General features: G+C 72.9%; 14 protein-coding genes, 4 tRNA genes, 1 other RNA gene and 1 pseudogene. 9 read left to right on the forward strand and 11 right to left on the reverse strand.

Annotated elements, in window-relative coordinates; translation table 11 throughout:
* Nucleotides 1-48 precede the first annotated feature (48 nt).
* The gene (locus tag D9753_RS18435; RefSeq protein ID WP_240468212.1) at nt 49-1,287 is read right to left on the reverse strand and encodes an SWIM zinc finger family protein; all 1,239 of its coding nucleotides are present in this window, start codon (nt 1,285-1,287) and stop codon (nt 49-51) included.
* Nucleotides 1,284-4,111 (reverse strand): annotated as a pseudogene (locus D9753_RS18440) (DEAD/DEAH box helicase). Before D9753_RS18440 ends, D9753_RS18435 begins: the two are co-directional and overlap by 4 nt.
* Before the next feature lie 273 nt (nt 4,112-4,384).
* Between D9753_RS18440 and D9753_RS18445 the strand changes: the two are divergent.
* The 3 genes from D9753_RS18445 to D9753_RS18455 all read left to right on the forward strand — a co-directional run bounded on the left by D9753_RS18445 (nt 4,385) and on the right by D9753_RS18455 (nt 5,470).
* Nucleotides 4,385-4,696 (forward strand): calcium-binding protein, encoded by a 312-nt coding sequence (locus D9753_RS18445; RefSeq protein ID WP_121791148.1) that lies wholly within the window; start codon nt 4,385-4,387, stop codon nt 4,694-4,696.
* A gap of 127 nt (nt 4,697-4,823) precedes the next feature.
* Nucleotides 4,824-5,072: a hypothetical protein gene (locus D9753_RS18450; protein ID WP_058850160.1), complete on the forward strand. Its 249-nt coding sequence runs from the start codon at nt 4,824-4,826 to the stop codon at nt 5,070-5,072.
* On the forward strand, nt 5,069-5,470 hold the full coding sequence (locus tag D9753_RS18455) for a DNA-binding protein (protein WP_121788004.1): 402 nt from the start codon (nt 5,069-5,071) through the stop codon (nt 5,468-5,470). The genes D9753_RS18450 and D9753_RS18455 overlap by 4 nt, the downstream gene beginning before the upstream one ends.
* Nucleotides 5,471-5,767: 297 nt before the next feature.
* Here the strand turns inward: D9753_RS18455 and D9753_RS18460 are convergent.
* A tRNA-Ser gene (locus tag D9753_RS18460) sits at nt 5,768-5,852 on the reverse strand.
* Between the two features lie 119 nt (nt 5,853-5,971).
* Here D9753_RS18460 and ffs point away from each other — a divergent pair.
* The 6 genes from ffs (at nt 5,972) to D9753_RS18495 (ending at nt 14,702) form a co-directional block, all read left to right on the forward strand.
* Nucleotides 5,972-6,070, forward strand: an RNA gene (gene ffs / locus D9753_RS18465) — signal recognition particle sRNA small type.
* A gap of 54 nt (nt 6,071-6,124) precedes the next feature.
* On the forward strand, nt 6,125-8,497 hold the full coding sequence (locus tag D9753_RS18470) for a DNA polymerase III subunit gamma and tau (RefSeq protein WP_121788005.1): 2,373 nt from the start codon (nt 6,125-6,127) through the stop codon (nt 8,495-8,497).
* 135 nt (nt 8,498-8,632) lie between these two features.
* Nucleotides 8,633-9,889 (forward strand): phosphoribosylamine--glycine ligase, encoded by a 1,257-nt coding sequence (gene purD / locus D9753_RS18475; protein ID WP_121788006.1) that lies wholly within the window; start codon nt 8,633-8,635, stop codon nt 9,887-9,889.
* Between the two features lie 339 nt (nt 9,890-10,228).
* The gene (locus D9753_RS18480) at nt 10,229-11,995 is read left to right on the forward strand and encodes a M48 family metalloprotease (RefSeq protein ID WP_121788007.1); all 1,767 of its coding nucleotides are present in this window, start codon (nt 10,229-10,231) and stop codon (nt 11,993-11,995) included.
* Between the two features lie 237 nt (nt 11,996-12,232).
* The gene (locus D9753_RS18490; protein WP_121788008.1) at nt 12,233-13,732 is read left to right on the forward strand and encodes a N,N-dimethylformamidase beta subunit family domain-containing protein; all 1,500 of its coding nucleotides are present in this window, start codon (nt 12,233-12,235) and stop codon (nt 13,730-13,732) included.
* A gap of 70 nt (nt 13,733-13,802) precedes the next feature.
* Complete coding sequence (locus D9753_RS18495; protein WP_121788009.1) at nt 13,803-14,702, forward strand: phosphoribosylaminoimidazolesuccinocarboxamide synthase; 900 nt, start codon at nt 13,803-13,805, stop codon at nt 14,700-14,702.
* Nucleotides 14,703-14,744: 42 nt separating this feature from the next.
* Here D9753_RS18495 and D9753_RS18500 read toward each other — a convergent pair.
* From D9753_RS18500 to D9753_RS18535, 8 genes are all read right to left on the reverse strand, one after another.
* A tRNA-Gly gene (locus D9753_RS18500) sits at nt 14,745-14,820 on the reverse strand.
* Nucleotides 14,821-14,843: 23 nt separating this feature from the next.
* Nucleotides 14,844-15,458 carry a response regulator transcription factor gene (locus D9753_RS18505; RefSeq protein ID WP_121788010.1) on the reverse strand — a complete coding sequence of 205 codons (615 nt, stop codon included), beginning with the start codon at nt 15,456-15,458 and terminating at the stop codon, nt 14,844-14,846.
* The gene (locus D9753_RS18510; RefSeq protein WP_121788011.1) at nt 15,455-16,699 is read right to left on the reverse strand and encodes a sensor histidine kinase; all 1,245 of its coding nucleotides are present in this window, start codon (nt 16,697-16,699) and stop codon (nt 15,455-15,457) included. The genes D9753_RS18505 and D9753_RS18510 overlap by 4 nt, the downstream gene beginning before the upstream one ends.
* A 15-nt stretch (nt 16,700-16,714) precedes the next feature.
* Nucleotides 16,715-17,539: an ABC transporter permease gene (locus D9753_RS37140; RefSeq protein WP_394346721.1), complete on the reverse strand. Its 825-nt coding sequence runs from the start codon at nt 17,537-17,539 to the stop codon at nt 16,715-16,717.
* On the reverse strand, nt 17,536-18,510 hold the full coding sequence (locus tag D9753_RS18520; RefSeq protein ID WP_121788012.1) for an ABC transporter ATP-binding protein: 975 nt from the start codon (nt 18,508-18,510) through the stop codon (nt 17,536-17,538). The genes D9753_RS37140 and D9753_RS18520 overlap by 4 nt, the downstream gene beginning before the upstream one ends.
* A gap of 127 nt (nt 18,511-18,637) precedes the next feature.
* A tRNA-Gly gene (locus D9753_RS18525) sits at nt 18,638-18,710 on the reverse strand.
* Between the two features lie 80 nt (nt 18,711-18,790).
* A tRNA-Gly gene (locus tag D9753_RS18530) sits at nt 18,791-18,862 on the reverse strand.
* A 166-nt stretch (nt 18,863-19,028) separates the two neighbouring features.
* Complete coding sequence (locus D9753_RS18535) at nt 19,029-19,346, reverse strand: histone-like nucleoid-structuring protein Lsr2 (protein WP_121788013.1); 318 nt, start codon at nt 19,344-19,346, stop codon at nt 19,029-19,031.
* Nucleotides 19,347-19,632 lie beyond the last annotated feature (286 nt).

A 19,632-nucleotide genomic window follows, 5' to 3' on the forward strand; every position in this document is an offset into this window, starting at 1 on the left:
GTGTGTCCGGCTTCTGCTCGTGGTTCCTGGTCAGCGGGAATCGCCTCGTTACTCCCCGTTCTGCGACCAGACCGCGGTGAGCGCGGTGACCGGGTCGCTGTCGGCTGCCTGTGCCGCGGGCCACCATTCGCTGTCGTCGTCCTGGAGGTAGGGGTACCAGCGGGCGTCGGGGCCCAGACGTAGCTGGATGCCGTGGTGGGTGAGGGTGAGGCGGTTGCGCCAGGCTCTGAGGTGGGTGGGGGAGTCGGTCATCTCGGCGAGGGCCGCTTCCAGGGCGGTGCGGGCGGCCTTCATCACCGTCGGGTCGGGAGTGTGGGGCTGTTCGGCGACGGTGATGCCCGTGGGGCCGCCGTGGCGCCAGGCGCGGGTGAGGCGTGCGAAGGCGGTGGGTTTGGTGCCGGTGTTCCGGCTCAGGTGGTGGAACCACTCGGGCCCGGGGTTGCTCGCGGCGATGCGGACGGCGTCCTGGTGCTGGGTCAGGTGCAGGTCGGCGGTGTCGCCCGCGAGGAGCCGGGCGGCGCGCGCGGTGGCGTCGGCCATGAGGCGTTCCAGGTCCGCGGCGTCCAGGCCGCTGCCGGGTGGCGGGGCGACGGGCAGTGCTGTGGTGTGGGCGGCGGGTTCCGGGAGTCCGGGCAGTTCGGGGCGCCCTTCGGCCCAGTGCGCGTACGCGGCGGCGGCCGGGATGCCGGCCGGTGCCGGTGGGGCGGCGGTCTCCTGCGCCGCCGTACGGAGTGCGCGCAGCCGGGTGAAGACCTCCTCGCGCCCGCGGCCGCGCAGTGCGAAGAGCACGAACGGGTCGGTGTCGACGGTGGCGGCGATGGCGTAGCAGAGCGCGGCGGCGTGCTTGCAGGGGTGTCCCCAGTCGGGGCAGGAACACTCCGGATCGAGCTCGGTGGGCAGGGGGAGCAGGGGGACGCCCGCGTGCCGAGCGTCGTCCACGAGTTCGGCGGGCATCTCGTCGTCGAGAAGCGCCGCGAGATGTCCGGCGCGGGCCGCGATCGCGCCGAGCAGGGTGTCCCACTGGGCGTCGGTGAGGACGGGCAGATGGACCGAGGAGCGGTACGGGCGCGGGCGGCTGCCCTGGACCGCGGCGCTGACCTTGCCCGCAGCGACGATGACCGGTCCGACCATGCCCTTGCGGGCGTACGTGCGTCCGCGCGAGAGCCGTCCGGCGTCCAGGGTGGAGTCCTCCAGGGCGGCCACCCATGCCTGGCCCCACCAGGTCGCGGCGAAGGCGCGCTTACCGCGGCCGGGTGCACGGCGCGGGCCGGGGACGACGGGGCTCATGACTGCCTTCCCAGGGCGACGAGTTCGGCGAGGTCGGCGTCGGACAGTTCGGTCAGGGCCGCCTCACCGGAGCCGACGACGGCGTCGGCGAGGGCGCGCTTGGCTTCGAGCAGCTTCGCCACCTTGTCCTCCACGGTTCCCTCCGCGAGGAGCTTGTGCACCTGGACGGGCTTGTCCTGGCCGATGCGGTAGGCGCGGTCGGTGGCCTGGTTCTCGACGGCCGGGTTCCACCAGCGGTCGTAGTGCACGACGTGAGTGGCGCGGGTGAGATTGAGCCCGGTGCCCGCCGCCTTCAACGACAGCAAAAACACCGGCACTTCACCGCGCTGGAAGCGGTCCACCATCTCCTCGCGCCGCGCGATGGGCGTGCCGCCGTGCAGGAAGAGAGTGGGGACGCCGCGCTCGGCGAGATGCCTCTCCAGCAGAGCCGCCATCTGCTTGTACTGCGTGAAGACCAGCACGGATTCGCCTTCGGCCGTGATGGTGTCGAGAAGTTCGTCGAGCAGGTCGAGCTTGCCGGAGCGGCCCCGCAGGGGAGCGGCCTGGCGCAGGCTGTGCTCTTTCCCGTACGAGGGCTCCTTCAAGTACTGGACGGGGTGGTTGCAGATCTGCTTCAGCGCGGTGAGCAGCTTGAGCACCAGACCGCGTCGGGCGATGCCCTCCGACTCCGCGATCCTCGCCATGGTCTCGCGGACCACGGCCTCGTACAGGCTGGTCTGCTCGGCCGTCAGCCGAACGACGTGGTCGGTCTCGGTCTTGGGCGGCAGCTCGGGCGCGATGCCGGGGTCCGACTTCTTACGGCGCAACAGGAAGGGACGTACGAGACGGGACAGGCGCTCGGCTGCCTCGGGATCCTCGCCCGCCTCGACGGCGCGGGCATGCCGGTCACGGAAGGCGGTGAGTGAGCCGAGGAGCCCGGGGGTGGTCCAGTCGAGCAGTGCCCACAGCTCGGAGAGGTTGTTCTCCACGGGGGTGCCGGTGAGAGCGACGCGGGCGCGGGCGGGCAGGGCACGCAGCTCGCGGGCGGTGACGGCGTAAGGGTTCTTGACGTGCTGGGCCTCGTCGGCGGCCACCAGCGACCAGGCTGTCTCGTCGAGCACCTCGCGGTCGCGGCGCAGCACCCCGTAGGTGACCAGGACGATCTCGTCGTCGGCCAGGTCCCCCAGGTGGCGGTCGCCGCCGTGGTAGCGGCGTACGGGGGTGAGCGGTGCGAATCTGGCGGCCTCGCGCTGCCAGTTGCCGAGGAGGGAGGCCGGGCAGACGACAAGGGTGGGGCCCGCGGTGGTGGGGTCGCTCTGGCGGTGCAGGTGCAGAGCGAGCAAGGTGATGGTCTTGCCCAGGCCCATGTCGTCGGCGAGACAGCCGCCGAGCCCGAGTGCGCACATCTCGGCCAGCCAGGCCAGGCCCCGCTTCTGGTACTCGCGCAACGTGGCCTTGAGGGCGGCGGGCTGGGGCACGAGGGTGCGGGACTCGGGATCGCGGATACGAGCGACCAGGTCGCCGAGCGCACCGACCGCCGCACAGGGGACCCGGTCACCGTCCCGCTCGACTTCGCCGGTCAGCGCGGCGCTCAACGCCTCCATGGGGGTGAGCGGTTCCATCCGGCGGCGCTTGGCACGGGCCACCAGATTCGGGTCGGCGAGCACCCACTGGTCGCGCAGCCGGACGAGGGGGCGGCGTGACTCCGCGAGAGCATCCATCTCGGCCTCGGTGAGCGGTTCGCCGCCGAGGGAGATCTGCCAGCGGAAGTCGAGAAGGGCCTCGGTGTCCAGCAGGCCGCCCGCGGCGGAGCCGGGGGCGGTGCGCTGCCCGATCTCCGCGGTTGCGGTGAGCGCCTTGACCAGGTCGCGCGGCCAGTGCACGTCGACACCGGCCGCGCGCAGCGCGTTCGTGGCATCCCCCAGGAGTTCGAAGACTTCGTCGTCGCTCAACCGGAGCTGATCGGGAGCGGCATCGTCGAGCAGCCTCCGCAGCGGGGGCCAGGCGCGGGCGCCGCGGCGTAGGGCGAGCAGGGTCTCGGTCTCGGCGCGTGGGCCGAGCAGCCGCTCCACTTCGGCCGGCTCGCTCCACAGCCGTGCGGCCTCGACGACGAGCGCCGGGTCCGCCGCGGTGTGCAGTTGCAGGACGGCCCGGAACTGCCGTCGGCGTCCTTCGGGTACGTCGACGCGCAGGGAGGCACTGACCTCGGCGGTGAGCGCCGCCTGAGTTTCCTCGGTCCATTCACGCAAGGTGGGCACGGCGCGGGCCTCGCGCCAGGCGTACGGCAACGCTCCCATGGCGAGCGGCGCGGCCGGCGTACGGACCAGATCATCGGCGACCGCGTCGCAGAACTGGCGTACCAGTGCGGCCGGTTCGGCGATCCGTACCGGAGCAGGGCCAGGCTCGGGCAGGCAGTGGGCGTGTGGCGGGAAGGCGGCGGCCAGGGCGTCCAGCGTCCGGCGCTGGGCGGCGGTGAAGGGACCCACCTGCCAGGTGTCGTAACCGGCGGGGGTGAGGGGGTCGGGTGGAGGCGGCCGTCGGCGAGCAGCCGCAGCGCGAAGCGAGTGGCGGCCTGCCAGGCGGCGCCGGAGGGATGCGTCGGCTCCGCATTGGTCAGGGCGGAGACAGCGACGGCGACAGGCAGCGCGTAACCCTCGACCCTGCGCCGCCTGACCGAGCGGCCGTGCGGCAGGACCAGCTCCACCGCCTCGGTCTCAAGGCCGGTGGGCGCCATACTGTCTCCGGCTGCTGCCCCGGTCGGCTTCCACAGCAGCAGCCGCCCAAGGCGGGCGGGCTCACCGGGCAGGAACACCGCCGCCCAGCCGTCGTCGAGCAGCTCCCTCACGATGGCGGATGTTTCCTGCCGGGGCCAGTGGCGGTGCGCCCCTCGCGCCCGTACTCGGCCTCGGCTCTCGTACGACGACTCGTGCCACTCTCTTCCGCCCCTGTCGCTTGCCGGGACCCTCCCCTGGGCCGCTCACTACCGAACCCCACCAGGCAACGTCACACGCTGGCAACCGCGAGCCTTGGCTTGACTGCTGGCGACGGTGCCACGACGGATACGCCGCTGCTGAACACACCGGTCCTCAGCCGTACGGTGCAGCGCTACGGTGAGGCCATGAGTCCCTGGGCCCCAGCCGCACTGGAGGCGTTGATCGAAGAGGCCACCGTCGACGCCTACGGCGAGGACGAGCAGCTCACCGGCTTCTTCACGATGATCGAGGAGAGCCTTGCCGTGCCCTTCACCACGACTGTTCTCGGCGTCGAGGTGAGCGTGGTCGGTGTCGATCTGGCTGAGGACGGACGCGTGGTCGCACGCTGCGCCCGGGGGTCGGTCCGGCAGGACATCGGAATTCTGGACCTGCCGCTGCCGGAACCCGCCCCCGAGGGCTGGCAATGGATCGAGGCATACCGCTACTGGGCCCGCTGAACTGGCGCGTCGTACAACTGCCCAGCTGAGCCCCTGCTCGAACGGACAGTCGCCCCGACTGCCGCTGACCGGACCGACTGCGGGAACAGACAGCACGTACCGCGCATACCGCAGTATGCTTGCGGCTATGGCTGACACCACGCGCATCACGGTGACACTCCCCACTGAGCAGGTGGCGGAGCTGAAGAAGATCACGGACAACATCTCCGGCTACGTGGCCGAAGCGGTCGCCAGGCAGATCCGGCACCAGCTCCTGGGGGCCGACCTGCGCAGCCACACAGACGAGCACGGGGCCTTCAGCGAGGAAGAGCTGGCCGAGGCGCGGGCGCGCATCTTCGGTACGACGTCGGCCGCCGGCGGCGCGAGCGCCGCGTGAGCGGGCACATCGAGACCGTCGTCCTGGACAGCGAGGGGCTGTCGGCCTGGGTGGCGCAGGACCGGAGAATTCTGGCGATGTTCCAGGTGTTCCACGACATGGGAGCGGACCTTGTCGTCAGCGCCAACACCATTGTGGAGGTGAGTCACGCCAGGGTGAACCTGCCCCGACTGCAATGGGCGCTCTCCCGGGTCAAGGTGGAGCCGGTCACGGAGGCAGCGGCCAAGGCGGCGGCCCAACTGCTCAAGGGCGCCGGTCTGCACGGACACAAGTACGCGATCGACGCCACCGTGGCGGAAGCGGCCTTGCGTCAGCCTGGCCCGGTCGCCATCCTCACGTCGGATGTCGATGACATGACCCGGCTGTGCGGCAGCAAGGCCCTGATGATCGGGCTTTGACCGCGACATCGTCCCGGGACCATGGACAGATCCGCGTGGATCCGCCGAGGCCAGAGTCGCACCGGGCCATCGTGTGGGTCCTGGCTGCCGGTAACCGTCGTGGCCTATCCCGTCAGATGGCGTGGCTCCCCGCAGTCGGCGCCGGTCGGCCCATAGGGCGTGAGCGTGCGCCGTTCCTGCTTGAGGTAATGTCCTAAATGTCGTCTATAAATGCAACCGAAACTGCAACCAAGGCATACCGAAGAGCTGGACCACAAGGAGTGGTCCAGCTCTTCGGTATGCCTGGTCAGGCGACTGCGGAGGATACGAGATTCGAACTCGTGAGGGGTTGCCCCCAACACGCTTTCCAAGCGTGCGCCCTAGGCCTCTAGGCGAATCCTCCGCCGCAAACATTACATGACCGTGGGGGGTGCTCACGAACCCGTTCCCGCAGGCCCGCATCGGGTCTGCTCGCAGGCCGGCATCGGGTACTGATCGCGGGCCCGCATCGGGTACTGTGGGCGCAGCCCCTCACGCGGCGCTATCTGACTGAACTCCCCCAGGGCCGGAAGGCAGCAAGGGTAGGTCGGCTCTGGCGGGTGCGTGGGGGGCGCTTGCGTTCCCGGGACCTTCGGGCGGAGCACGTTGTCGGTGGGCGCCATTAACCTCGTATGCGTGTCGTCTCTCGCGCTGTACCGCCGCTACCGACCGGAGACCTTTGCCGAGGTCATCGGGCAGGAGCATGTCACCGACCCGTTGCAGCAGGCGCTGCGGAACAACCGGGTCAATCACGCGTACCTGTTCAGCGGACCGCGCGGCCGCGGCAAGACGACCAGCGCGCGGATCCTCGCCCGCTGCCTGAACTGTGAGCAGGGTCCCACCCCCACCCCGTGCGGCACCTGCCAGTCCTGCCAGGACCTGGCCCGCAACGGACCGGGTTCGATCGACGTCATCGAGATCGACGCCGCCTCCCACGGAGGCGTGGACGACGCGCGTGAGCTGCGCGAGAAGGCCTTCTTCGGCCCCGCCGGCAGCCGGTACAAGATCTACATCATCGACGAGGCCCACATGGTCACGTCGGCCGGCTTCAACGCGCTGCTGAAGGTCGTCGAGGAGCCGCCCGAGCATCTGAAGTTCATCTTCGCGACCACCGAGCCCGAAAAGGTCATCGGCACGATCCGGTCGCGCACGCACCACTACCCGTTCCGGCTCGTCCCGCCGGGCACCCTGCGGGAGTACCTCGGCGAGGTGTGCCGCGCGGAGGACATCCCGGTCGCCGAAGGCGTGCTGCCGCTCGTCGTGCGCGCCGGCGCCGGGTCCGTGCGTGACTCCATGTCCGTCATGGACCAGTTGCTCGCCGGCGCCGGGACCGAGGGTGTGACGTACGCCATGGCCACGTCCCTCCTCGGGTACACCGACGCCTCTCTCCTCGACTCCGTGGTCGAGGCCTTCGCCACCGGTGACGGGGCCGCCGCCTTCGAGGTCGTCGACCACATCATCGAGGGGGGCAACGATCCGCGGCGGTTCGTCGCCGACCTGCTGGAGCGGCTGCGGGACCTGGTCATCCTCGCCGCGGTGCCGGACGCCCTGGAGAAGGGGCTCATCGACGCCCCCGCCGACGTCCTGGAGCGCATGCAGGCCCAGGCCGGCACCTTCGGGGCCGCCGAGCTGAGCCGCGCCGCCGACCTCGTCAACGAGGGCCTCACGGAGATGCGCGGCGCCACCTCGCCCCGCCTCCAGTTGGAACTGATCTGCGCGCGCGTGCTCCTTCCCGCCGCCTATGGCGACCAGCGGTCGCTGATGGCCCGCCTCGACCGCATCGAGCGCGGCGTCCAGTTCTCCGGCGGCGCCGGCGCGCCCGCCATGGGTTACGCCCCGGGCCCGGAAGCCCACGGTGCGGCCCTCGTCGGCGCGGGTGCCGGTGCCGACGCGGGCGCCGGTGCGGTGCCCGTGGCGCCCGGCGGCGGCCCCGCGGCGGCCCGCGCGGCCGTACGCGGCGGCGGTCCCGGCGGTCCGGGTACGGCCGGTGCGGCGGGTGGCCCGGGCGCTCCGGCGGGTCCGGCTGACGCGGACGGGGCTGCGGCCACTGCCGCGCCTACGACCCCTGCCCCGGCCCCTGCCCATACCCCTGCCCCCGCGCCCACTGCTGCTCCGGCCGCCGTGTCCGCCCCCGCTCCCGCCCCCGCCGCCCAGGCCCCGGCGTCACCGTCGGCCGCCCCGGCCGCCGCTCCCGCCCCCGCCCCCGGCGCCTGGCCCACCGCTGCCACCGCCGGCGGCGGCAGGCGTCCCGGTGGCTGGCCGACGGCCGCCGCTCCGGCGGAGAGCCGGCCGGGACAGGGACCCGGCCCGGCGGCCCCCGCCCAGCCGCAGCCCCAGCCGAGCCAGGCCGCCACCGCGCCGACGGCCCCGACGCCCGTTCCCGCCGGCGGCCCCGACCCGCGCTCGCTCTGGCCGAACATCCTGGAGGCGGTGAAGAACCGCCGCCGCTTCACCTGGATCCTGCTCAGCCAGAACGCCCAGGTGACCGGTTTCGACGGCACCACGCTCCAGCTCGGCTTCGTCAACGCCGGTGCCCGTGACAACTTCGCCGGCAGCGGCAGCGAGGACGTACTGCGGCAGGCGCTGACCGAGCAGTTCAACGTGCACTGGAAGATCGAGGCGGTCGTGGACCCGTCCGGTGGCGGCTCGGCCCCCATGGCCCCGGGCGGCCCGTCCGGTTACGGCGGCGGTGGCTACGGCGGCGCTCCCACGGCCGGCCACGGCGGCACACCCGGCGGTGGCTACGGCGCCCCGGCCGCCGCCCCCCGCCCCACGGCGCCCCAGTCGGCTGCGCAGGCCCCCGCCGCCCCGTACGACGCACCGGGCGGGTCCGCCGCGCCCGCCCCGGCTCCCCGGCCGGTGGCCGCGCCCGAGCCGCGGTCCGTCGCGCCCGAGGACGACACTGCCGAGGACGACGACCCGGATCTGGACGAGTCGGCACTCTCCGGCCACGAACTGATCGTGCGGGAACTGGGTGCGACGGTGGTGGAGGAGATCGCCAACGAGTGACGCTCCGCGGGTGACGGGCCGCCCCGAGGCGCAGTCCCCCGGACCCGCCCCCGGTTCCCCGGGCCCGCCTCCTTGGACGAACGTACGACAAACCCGCCCCCCAGGCTTCGGCGACCTTGCCATTAGGCTGGGCGCGTGAAGGTCCTCGTCATCGGAACCGGCGCCCGCGAACACGCCCTGTGCCACTCCCTGTCCCTCGATCCCGACGTCACCGCGCTGCACTGCGCCCCCGGCAACGCCGGCATCGCCGGGGTCGCCGAGCTGCACCAGGTCGACGCGCTCGACGGTGCCGCGGTGGCCGCGCTGGCCACCCGCCTCGGTGCCGACCTGGTCGTCGTCGGCCCGGAGGCCCCGCTGGTCGCCGGGGTGGCCGACGCCGTCCGGGCGGCGGGCATCCCCGTGTTCGGCCCCTCCGGGCAGGCCGCGCGGATCGAGGGCTCCAAGGCCTTCGCCAAGGACGTCATGGCGCGGGCCGGCGTGCCGACCGCCCGCTCCTACGTCTGCACCACCGCCGAGGAGGCCGCCGTGGCGCTCGACGCGTTCGGCGCCCCCTACGTCGTCAAGGACGACGGCCTGGCCGCCGGCAAGGGTGTCGTCGTCACCTCCGACCCGGACGCCGCCAAGGCGCACGCCGCCGCGTGCGACCGCGTGGTGATCGAGGAGTTCCTCGACGGCCCCGAGGTCTCCCTGTTCGCCGTCACCGACGGACGGACGGTCGTACCGCTCCAGCCCGCCCAGGACTTCAAGCGCGCCCTGGACGGCGACGAGGGCCCGAACACCGGCGGCATGGGTGCGTACTCGCCACTGCCGTGGGCCGACCCGAAGCTGGTCGACGAGGTGCTGGAGACGGTGCTCCAGCCGACGGTGGACGAGATGCGCCGCCGGGGCACCCCCTTCTCCGGGCTGCTCTACGCCGGTCTCGCGATCACCTCGCGCGGGGTCAGGGTCATCGAGTTCAACGCCCGTTTCGGCGACCCCGAGACGCAGGTCGTGCTGGCCCGGCTGCAGACCCCGCTGGCCGGTGTCCTGATGGCCGCCGCCACCGGCACCCTCGCCGACCTGCCGCCCCTGCGCTGGAGCGAGGACGCGGCCGTCACCGTCGTCGTCGCCTCGCACAACTACCCCGGCACCCCGCGCACCGGTGACCCGGTCACCGGCCTGGACGAGGTGGCCGCCGAGGACGCCCCGCACGCGTACGTGCTGCACGCCGGCACCCGGCGGGACGGCGACGCGGTCGTCAGTGCGGGCGGCCGGGTGCTGTCCGTGACGGCGACCGGCACGGACCTGGCCGAGGCGCGCGAGCGGGCGTACCGGGCGGTGGGCCGGATCGGGCTCGACGGCTCGCAGTACCGCACGGACATCGCGGCGAAGGTGGCGAGGGCGGCGGGCTGATCCGTGGCTAGGGCGGCGCGGCCGGCGCAATGATCCGTGGCCGCAGGGCCTGCCCGGCCTTGGCGCCCCCTGTCCGACCTGCTCGTTCTGCTTCAGGCCCCGGATCTTGATCCGGGGCCTGATCTTCGCTGTCTGTCACCCAGCTCTGACCAAAGCCATTCCATCGAGTGAGCGATCGCCTATACGGCTGACTGGGGCGTGGGCCCCAACTAGGGTGCCGCGCAAGCGTTCCGGCACTTGGCCGCACCGGCATTGCGATGTCGGTGGCGGGTGCCACAGTGGGGGAGTGAGCAAGACCAGAACGGCACACGTCGGACAGCGAGGGGGCGAGGTCGGCACGTGACCGGAATCGGTGTGGAGGCGGGCGCGCAGGCCGCGCGTTCCCGGGCGCTCGCGGTGCTGCGGGTGCGGGGCCGGGCGCTGGCCGTGGCCCTGCTGCCCGCGGGCGCCGCGGTGATCCTGCTGACCGGCGCCTCCACCGGCCGTCTCGTCGGCCCGGCCTGGGACGCCGCCTGCTGGACGGCGGGCGTGCTCGCCGTGCTGGTGCTGCTGGCCGCGGCCGGCGTCGGCCTGGTCGTCGCCCGGGCCCGCCCCGCCGTGAGCCCCACGGTGCCGATCGCGGAGAAGACCGCCCCGGACCTGTACCGGATGGTGCGCGACCTCGCCGATCGCCTGGACGTGCCGGTCCCCTCCGCCATAGCGCTCACCCCTGACTGCGATAGCTGGCTGGAGGACCGCACCCACGCGGCCCACGGCCCGCCCCCGCGTCCGGTGACCGGCGGGCCGGTGACCGACGGGCCGGTGGCCCCGGGCCGCCGCCGGACCCCGGTCGCGCCGGTCCTCGTCATCGGTTCCCCGTTCCTGTGGTGGATGCGCGTCGGCGAGCTGCGCGCGGTCCTCGCGCCGGTCATCGCCGGCACGGGCCCCTCGGCGCACCCGGACATAGCCGCCGCCCGCCGCTTCGTGCGCGGGCTGGACGCGGCCGTGGCCGTCGCTTCGACGCCGGGGCGCTGTCCGCCGGTGCGCGGGGTGTGCGCGGCCCTCGGCTGGGTGGCCCGGCTGCTGCTGCGCGGCTGCCGGGAGCACGCCACGCTGATGGAGCGCGGGGTCGCGGCGGCGGCGGCCGAGCGCGCCCGGACGGTGGACTACGGCCTGCGGATCGTCGCCCAGGAGCAGGTCGGACTCGCCTATGCCGGCTGGGACCGGCTGCTGACCAGGGTGGCGCTGCCCGCCTGGCGCATGGGCCGCTGGCCCGCCCGGCTGGACGCGGGCGTGGTGGCGGCGCTCACCGAGCTGTCCCGCCGTGACCGTCTCGCCGAGGGCTTCGCCTCCCGGCTCGGCGAGCGGCCCGCCTGTGACCTCCTGGAGGAGCCCGGCGCCGTGGACGAGGCCGCCTCGCTGCTCGCCGCCCGGCTGTTCCACGGCGGCCCGGCCGAGACCGGTCCGGACTGGGCCCCGGTGGACTGGCAGGCGTATCCGGAGGAGGTCGTGGACCGCGCCTGGCGCGCCCACGCGGCCCGTCTGCACCGCGTCCTGGACTCCCTGGGCGTCCGCCCCGCCCAGGACGGCCCCACGGCCCCCGAGCACAACGGCGCCACCCTGGCCCGCGTCCTGGACCACCTCACGGAACCGGCCGGCCGGGCCGCCCCCGCCCCCGCCACCGGCACCGGCGCCTTGCACGGCGGCGAGGAGGACCCCGATCCCACCACCGAGCGCAGCGCGGTTCTCGCCGCCGGGCTGAGCGCCGAGGTGGCCCGGGAGGAGGGTGCCGGGGCGGCAGGCGCCGGCGCGGCCCGGCGCAGCGCGGAGAGCGACCTGTGGGACGACGGCTGCCTGCCGCTCTTCCCGCTGCAACCGCCGCGCACCGCCCGCGAGCTGCTCACCGACCACGTGACGGCGATGGTGTGCTGCGCGGCCGTCGACACCGCCGGCGCGGCCCCCGCCCTGGACTGGCTGGACGGCCCGTCCCTGCTGCTGGACGGCGAGCGGGCCGCCGATCTGACGCCCAGGGTGCTGAGCCTGATCGAGGAGGGGGACCCGGGCCCGCTGCGGGACTGGCTGGCCGCGTCCGGGATACGCCCGGAGAAGCCCGTACGGCTCGTCTGACCCCGCCGTCCCGCCCGTACCGTCCGCCGTAACGGAAAGGCGACTTCCACTTCAGGTCAATTCGCAACGACTAGTGACCGGGCCCGTGCGTTATGTGATGTGCTGGGACCGACCACGCCGTTGGCAAAAGCTCGCGACATACGACACGGCGACGTACGACACCGCATACGGCAGCACGGGCGGGCACGGCCCGGCGTGCACTGACAGGACACGGGGGCACCAGGGAGGGGAGCGACCATGGCCTCGGACCACATCCGCCGCTGGGAGTCCGGAGCACTCGCGCACGCCGTCACGGACCCCTTCGGCCAGGGCCCGGTGCCCTGGCTGCGCGGCAGCGAGACGTACTTCGACGACACCGGTCACGTCGTCCCCTGGTACGTCGACCCCAGCCCGCAGCAGTACACCAGCAGGTCCGGCGCGCGTGTGCCCGCGCCGCGGTCGGCCGGTTCCGGGCCCCGTTCGGCCGACGACGTGCACCGCCAGATCAAGGGCTTCACCGCCACCGGCGCGGTCGCACCCGGCGAGGCGATCGACTTCCACGTCACGGTCGACCCGCCGCAGGAGTTCAGCGTCGACATCTACCGCATCGGCCACTACGGCGGCGACGGCGCGTCCAAGATCACCACGAGCCCCCGGCTCTCCGGCATCGTCCAGCCCCCGCCGCTGGCCGCCGACCGCACGGTCTCCTGCCACCACTGGTGGCTGTCCTGGCGCCTCCAGGTGCCCTCCTACTGGAACATCGGCGCCTATGTGGCCGTCCTCACCACCGTCGACGGCTACCGCTCCCACGTGCCGTTCACGGTCCGCGACGACCACCCCGCCGACCTGCTCCTGCTGCTGCCGGACATCACCTGGCAGGCGTACAACCTCTATCCGGAGGACGGTCACACCGGCGCCAGCCTCTACCACGCCTGGGACGAGCACGGCCGTCTCCTCGGCGAGGCCGACGCGGCCACCACCGTCTCCTTCGACCGTCCGTACGCGGGCGCGGGCCTGCCCCTGCACGTCGGCCACGCCTACGACTTCATCCGCTGGGCCGAGCGCTACGGCTACGACCTCGCCTACGCCGACGCCCGTGACCTGCACGCCGGCCGCGTCGACCCCACCCGCTACCGGGGCCTGGTCTTCCCCGGCCACGACGAGTACTGGTCGGTGCCGATGCGCCGCGCCGTCGAGGACGCCCGCGACCGCGGCACCTCACTGGTGTTCCTCTCCGCCAACACCATGTACTGGCAGGTGGAGCTGGGGCCGTCCCCGTCCGGCGTCCCGGACCGGCTGCTGACCTGCCGCAAACGCAAGGGCCCCGGCCGGCCGGTGCTGTGGCGGGAGGTCGACCGGCCCGAGCAGCAGCTGGTCGGCATCCAGTACGCGGGCCGCGTCCCCGAACCGCACCCGCTGATCGTCCGCAATGCCGGCCACTGGCTGTGGGAGGCGACCGGGGCCCACGAGGGCGACCCGATCGAGGGCCTGGTCGCCGGTGAGGCGGACCGTTACTTCCCGCGCACCCCGCTGCCGGGGCACGACGAGCGGATCCTGCTCGCGCACTCGCCCTACACGGACAACGACGGCGTCCTGCGCCACCAGGAGACCTCCCTCTACCGCGCCCCCTCCGGCGCCTGGGTGTTCGCCTCCGGCACCTTCGCCTGGTCCCCGGCCCTGGACCGCCCCGAGCACCTGGATCCCCGGGTTCAGCGCGCCACGGCGAATCTGCTGGACCGTATCTGCAAGCGCGACTGACCCCCGGGCGCGGCCGATCGCCCCCGTACGGGAGAATCGAGGCACTTGTACAGAGCCACGGGGAGGAACCGTGTCCGGATTCGTAGAAAAGCCCGAGCCGATCGAGGTTCCGGGCCTGGTGCACCTGCACACCGGCAAGGTGCGCGAGCTGTACCGCAACGAGGCGGGCGACCTCGTGATGGTCGCCAGCGACCGCATGTCCGCCTTCGACTGGGTGCTGCCGACCCAGATCCCCGACAAGGGCCGCGTCCTGACCCGGCTCTCCCTGTGGTGGTTCGACCAGCTACGCGACCTGGCCGACCACCACGTCATCAGCACGGACGTCCCCGAGGGCGCCCCCGCCGACTGGGAGGGCCGCACCCTGGTCTGCAAGTCGCTGCGGATGGTCCCGGTGGAGTGCGTGGCCCGCGGCTACCTCACCGGCTCCGGCCTGCTGGAGTACCAGGAGTCCCGTACGGTCTGCGGCCTCGCCCTCCCCGAGGGACTCGTGAACGGCTCGGAACTCCCCGCCCCGATCTTCACCCCGGCCACCAAGGCCGAGGTCGGCGAGCACGACGAGAACGTCTCCTACGAGGAGGTGGCCCGCCAGGTCGGCGCGGACACCGCCGCACAGCTACGCCAGGCCACGCTGGCCGTCTACGCGCGCGCCCGGGACATCGCCCGGGAGCGGGGCATCATCCTGGCGGACACGAAGTTCGAGTTCGGCTTCGACGGCGACACGCTCGTCCTCGCCGACGAGATCCTCACCCCGGACTCCTCCCGTTTCTGGCCGGCCGACCAGTGGCAGCCGGGCCGGGCGCAGCCGTCGTACGACAAGCAGTTCGTGCGCGACTGGCTGACCTCGCCGGAGTCCGGCTGGGACCGTCACAGTGAGCTGCCCCCGCCGCCGCTGCCGGAGAAGGTCGTGGCGGCCACCCGGCAGAAGTACGTGGAGGCGTACGAGCACCTGACGGGCACCGGCTGGGCATAGGGCCACGAAGAAGCCCCCCGGTGAGAACCGGGGGGCTCGATCTGGAGCGGACGACGAGGCTCGAACTCGCGACCTCAACCTTGGCAAGGTTGCGCTCTACCAACTGAGCTACGTCCGCGTGGCGCCGTGGCGCGAGAGCAACTATACCCAACCGCGCTCGCGGGCGAGACGCACCGCCGTGTGCCGGTTCTCGGCGCCGAGCTTCGTGACGGCCGAGGAGAGGTAGTTGCGCACGGTCCCCGGGGACAGCGCGGCCCGCTCGGCGATCTCCGCGACGGGCGCGCCGTCGGCGGCCAGCTCCAGCACCTCGGCCTCCCGCGCGGTCAGTGGTGAGTCGCCCGCGGAGATCGCGTCGGCGGCCAACTCCGTATCGATATAACGGTTTCCCGCGTGCACGGTCCGGATGATCTCGGCGAGGCGCTGGGCGCTGACGGTCTTCGGGACGAACCCGCGCACACCTGCCGCGAGCGCCCGTTTCAGATGCCCGGGCCGGCCGTGCCCGGTGACGATCAGCACCCGGCAGCCGGGCAGTTCCGCGCGCAGGGATGTGGCGACCTTCACACCGTCGGCGCCCGGCATCTGGAGGTCGAGCACGGCCACGTCGGGGGTGTGCGCCCGGGCCATGGCCAGTGCCTCGGGCCCGCTGGCCGCCTCGGCGACGACCAGCAGATCGTCCTCCAGGGAGAGCAGCGCGGCCAGCGCCCCCCGGATCAGATGCTCGTCGTCGGCGAGCAACAGCCGTACCGGCGCGTTCACGAGGTGACTCCTCCCACCTGGGTCAGGGGTACGTCCGCCACCAGCCGGAACCGGTTCCGTCCGGTCCCGACCACGCCCGCCTCCAGGGTCCCGTCGACGGCGGCCAGCCGCTCCCGCAGCCCGGCGAGTCCCGTGCCGCCGCCGCCCGGCCCGTCCGGGACCCCGTCGTTCTCCACCGTCAGCACCACATGTCCCTCCCGCACCGACAGTCCCACCTCGCACCGGCCCGCGTCCCCGTGCCGCAGCACGTTGGTGGTCGCCTCGCGCACCACCCAGCCGAGCGCGGACTGCACCTCGGCGGGCAGCCCGGGGGCCTCCGCGCGCACCGCGCAGTCGATCCCGGCCGCCGCCAGCACCCCCTGTGCGCCGGCGAGTTCGGCACCGAGGTCGGCCTCGCGGTAGCCCCGCACGACGGCCCGTACCTCCCGCTGGGACTCCTGCGCGATGCGCTGCACCTCGATCATCTGCTCCACGGCCTCCGGCCGCCCGCGGCGGGCCAGTTGGACGGCCAGCTCGCTCTTGAGGGAGATCACGGACAGGTTCCGGCCCAGCACGTCGTGCAGGTCCCGCCCGAACCGCAGCCGTTCCTCGGCGACCGCCAGCCGGGCCTCGGTCTCACGGGCCCGTTCCGCCTCCCAGAGCACGGACAGGGTCCAGGCACCGGCGCGGAAGGCGATCAGCGCGAACACCGCCTGGAAGGCGGCCGTCAGACCGGTCGCGAGGAGGCCGACCCCGTCGTGGTCGGTGAGCCAGACGGCACCCGTCACCAGCACCGCGAGCACCGCCGACCGGCGCAGGAACCCCCGTACGGGGACGGTGAGTCCGTAGAGCAGCCCGAACGGCAGCAGGACGGCGGCGACCGCCCAGCGGACGGTCAGCGGGTCGGCCGCGTCCAGCGCGGACAGGGCCAGGACCAGCGCCAGTGCCAGCCCGAGCAGGACGGCCGGGACGCGGTGCGCGCCGGCCGGCAGCCGGGCCCGCCCCAGGTAGTGGTCGAGTGCGAGCCGGGTGAGCCGGTTCGAGGCCGCGCACTGGAGTACCGACACGAGGACGAGCAGGACGCCGAGCGCGAGGGCTCCGGGCCGGTGGCCGAGCCCGGAGACCAGGGGCAGCAGCAGCCAGCCGAGGGAGAAGATCCAGACCGACACGTACCAGGAGACGACGGTGTACAGCTCGACCCGTTCGGCCTTGCTGCGTTCCCGCCACTGCCGTTGCTGCCAGCGCCGTACCCACCCCGTCATGCGCGCCCCCGTCCCTCAGCGCCGTGGCTCCCACCGGAACCACCGCCGTACAGCAAACACCGCCACGACCGTCCAGGCCAGCGCGGTCGCGAGGGTGCCCAGGATCTCGTACGCGCCCAACTGTCCGGTCCAGCCCGCCCGGACGAGCCGGATCGCCGGGGACAGCGGGAGCAGTTCGCAGACGGAGGCCAGCCTGCCCGGCATGACCTCGGTGGGGAACATGACCCCCGAGCCGGTCATCGTCACGAGCACCAGGGGCAGCGAGGTGACCTGGCCGCTCTCCACGGACCGTGTGAAGGAAGCGGTCAGCGCGGCGAGTGCGGCGCTCAGCACCAGCCCGGCAGCGAGCCCCAGCAGGCTCAGGTACGGCGCCCTGGGGGCCCCGGCGTGCAGCAGGACCGCGCCCCCGGCGCACAGCAGCAGCGCCTGCGCGAGGCCCACGGCCATGGCGGGCAGGGCGGTGCCGGTGAGGATCTCGGCGTCGGTCGGTTCGCCGGTGCGCAGCCGTTTGAGGACGAGTTCCTCGCGGCGGGCGACGAAGATGTTGACCAGCGCGGTGTAGACGGTGAAGAGCAGGGAGAAACCGACGGCGGCCGTGAGCATGACCGTGCCGGCGCTCACGTCGTGCCTCTCCAGGTCCGGTCGGTCCAGGGCCGGCCGCACGCTGAACGGCAGTGCGAGCGGCACGACGAGCGCGGTGAACAGGACGCCGCGGTTGCGGCCGAGCAGGGCCAGCTCGGCCCGGGCCAGCGCCTGCAGCCGCCGGGTCGCGGACGCCGGGGCACCGGGGGACGGACGGTGTGCGTGGCCGGCTCCGACGCCGGGGGACACGCCGTTCACGCCGCCACCTCCTTCCCGCACTCCCGGCTTCGCCGGAGCGGGGGGACCCCCGTCCGCGCGATCCCGAGGAACGCCTCCTCCAGGGAGGCCGAGCGCACCTCCAGGCCGCGCAGTTCGACGCCGGTGCGCTCGGCCCAGACGAGGACGGCGGTGGCCGTCCGCTGGAGTTCGCGCGTGCGCAGCCGCACGATCCGGCCGTCGCTCTCGTGTCCGCAGACGCCGAGGCCGGCGAGGGGCGGCAGGTCGCCGGGGAAGTGGCCGGCGGGCAGTTCGAAGGAGATCCGGGACGGCCGGCCGGCGGTGACCTCGGCCGGGGTGCCGGAGGCGGCGATGCGCCCCTCGTGCAGGATGGCGAGCCGGTCGGCGAGGCCCTCGGCCTCCTCCAGGTAGTGCGTGGTGAGCAGCACGGTCGTGCCCGCGTCCCGCAGCTCGCGCACCAGCGCCCAGGTGTCCCGGCGGCCCTCGGCGTCGAGCCCGGTCGTCGGCTCGTCGAGGAACAGCACCTCGGGGTCGCCGAGCAGGGCGAGTGCCAGGTCGAGGCGGCGGCGCTCCCCGCCGGACAGTTGCTCGACCCGCACCCGTCGCTTGTCCGCGAGCCCGACCCGGGCCAGGACCTCGTGCTCCGGCCGGGCTCCGCTGGTGCATCCCGCCCACATCCGGGCGGTCTCCGCGACGGTCAGCCCGGCGGGGAAGCCGCCCTCCTGGAGCATCACGCCGGTGCGGGGGCGTACGGCGGCCCGCTCGCGGTGGGGGTCGTGGCCGAGGACCCGGATCCGGCCGGCGGCGGGTGCCGCGAGCCCTTCCAACAGCTCGACCGTGGAGGTCTTCCCGGCGCCGTTGGTGCCCAGCAGAGCGAAGATCTCCCCGCGCCGCACGGAGAAGGTGACGCCGCGTACGGCCTCGAACCCGTCTGCGTAGACCCGCGTGAGGCCGGTGGCCTCGATCACGTGCTCGTGTCCTTCGATGTCCATGGGACAAGCGTCCCGGCGGCGTCGTCCGGCGGGCAGTGCGCGGTGTCATCGTCCGGCATGACACATGTCAGAGTGGGGCCCGGACAACGAGAAGACCCCGGTCCAGTGGACCGGGGTCTTCTTCCCGAGCGGACGACGAGGCTCGAACTCGCGACCTCAACCTTGGCAAGGTTGCGCTCTACCAACTGAGCTACGTCCGCATTGCCCCCGACCGGCTCCCACCGATCGGTGCGGGCACCAGCCTACCTGATCCACCGTGGTGGTCGTGTCGGCGGTGCAGAGCGGGTGACAGGAATTGCACACTGCGCCTTCCCCCTGGAAGGGGGATGTTCTACTACTGAACTACACCCGCGTGTCCTCGGGATCCGGCCTTCCGGCCTCGCCCCTCGGCGTGTGCCAGACATTAGCTGATCGGCAGGGGGGTAGCGCAAGTCGGCTCCCCTTGTGACCCGGTTCGCCCCAAGTGCACGGTCCTCAGGGCCCGCTGACGGACCCTGAGGACTCGCCCCTTCGCGGGCTCACTGCGCGGCGCTGAACGCCTCGTAGACCTTCTTCGGGATACGCCCGCGTGCGGGCACGTCCATCTTGTTGGCCTGGGCCCAGGCGCGGACGGCCGCCGGGTCGGGGGCGACCTCCGTCTGCTTGTACGCCTTGCCGGACCGCGACCGCTTGCGGCCGGCCTCGACGTAGGGCGCGAGCGCCTTGCGCAGTTTCCTGGCGTTGGTTTCGTTCAGGTCGATCTCGTACGAACGGCCGTCGAGTCCGAAGGCGATCGTTTCCGCCGCTTCCGAGCCGTCGATGTCGTCGGAGAGAGTGACCACGACCTTTTGCGCCACGAATATCGGTCCCTTCGTGCGGCACGTCGATACAGCTCACCGCCGATGACGTGCCGGGTAACGGCTATTGCCAATTCATTTGTACGGTGCCCGGCAATGCAAATGTACAGTGCCCGGCAATGCAAAGTGAAGCCCGACTAAATCCGCCCGCGTGTCCGAGCACAATAGGTGGATCGGGAGGATGGTCGAACTTTCCCAGAACTTTTCGCGGGCGGGCGGGTTCGACACCCGATCGTGATGCGCCTCACGTAGTTTCCTCCAACTCTACCCGCGTAGAAATTTTGTG

Origin of the sequence: Streptomyces dangxiongensis, assembly GCF_003675325.1 — a bacterium.
GTDB lineage: Bacteria > Actinomycetota > Actinomycetes > Streptomycetales > Streptomycetaceae > Streptomyces > Streptomyces dangxiongensis.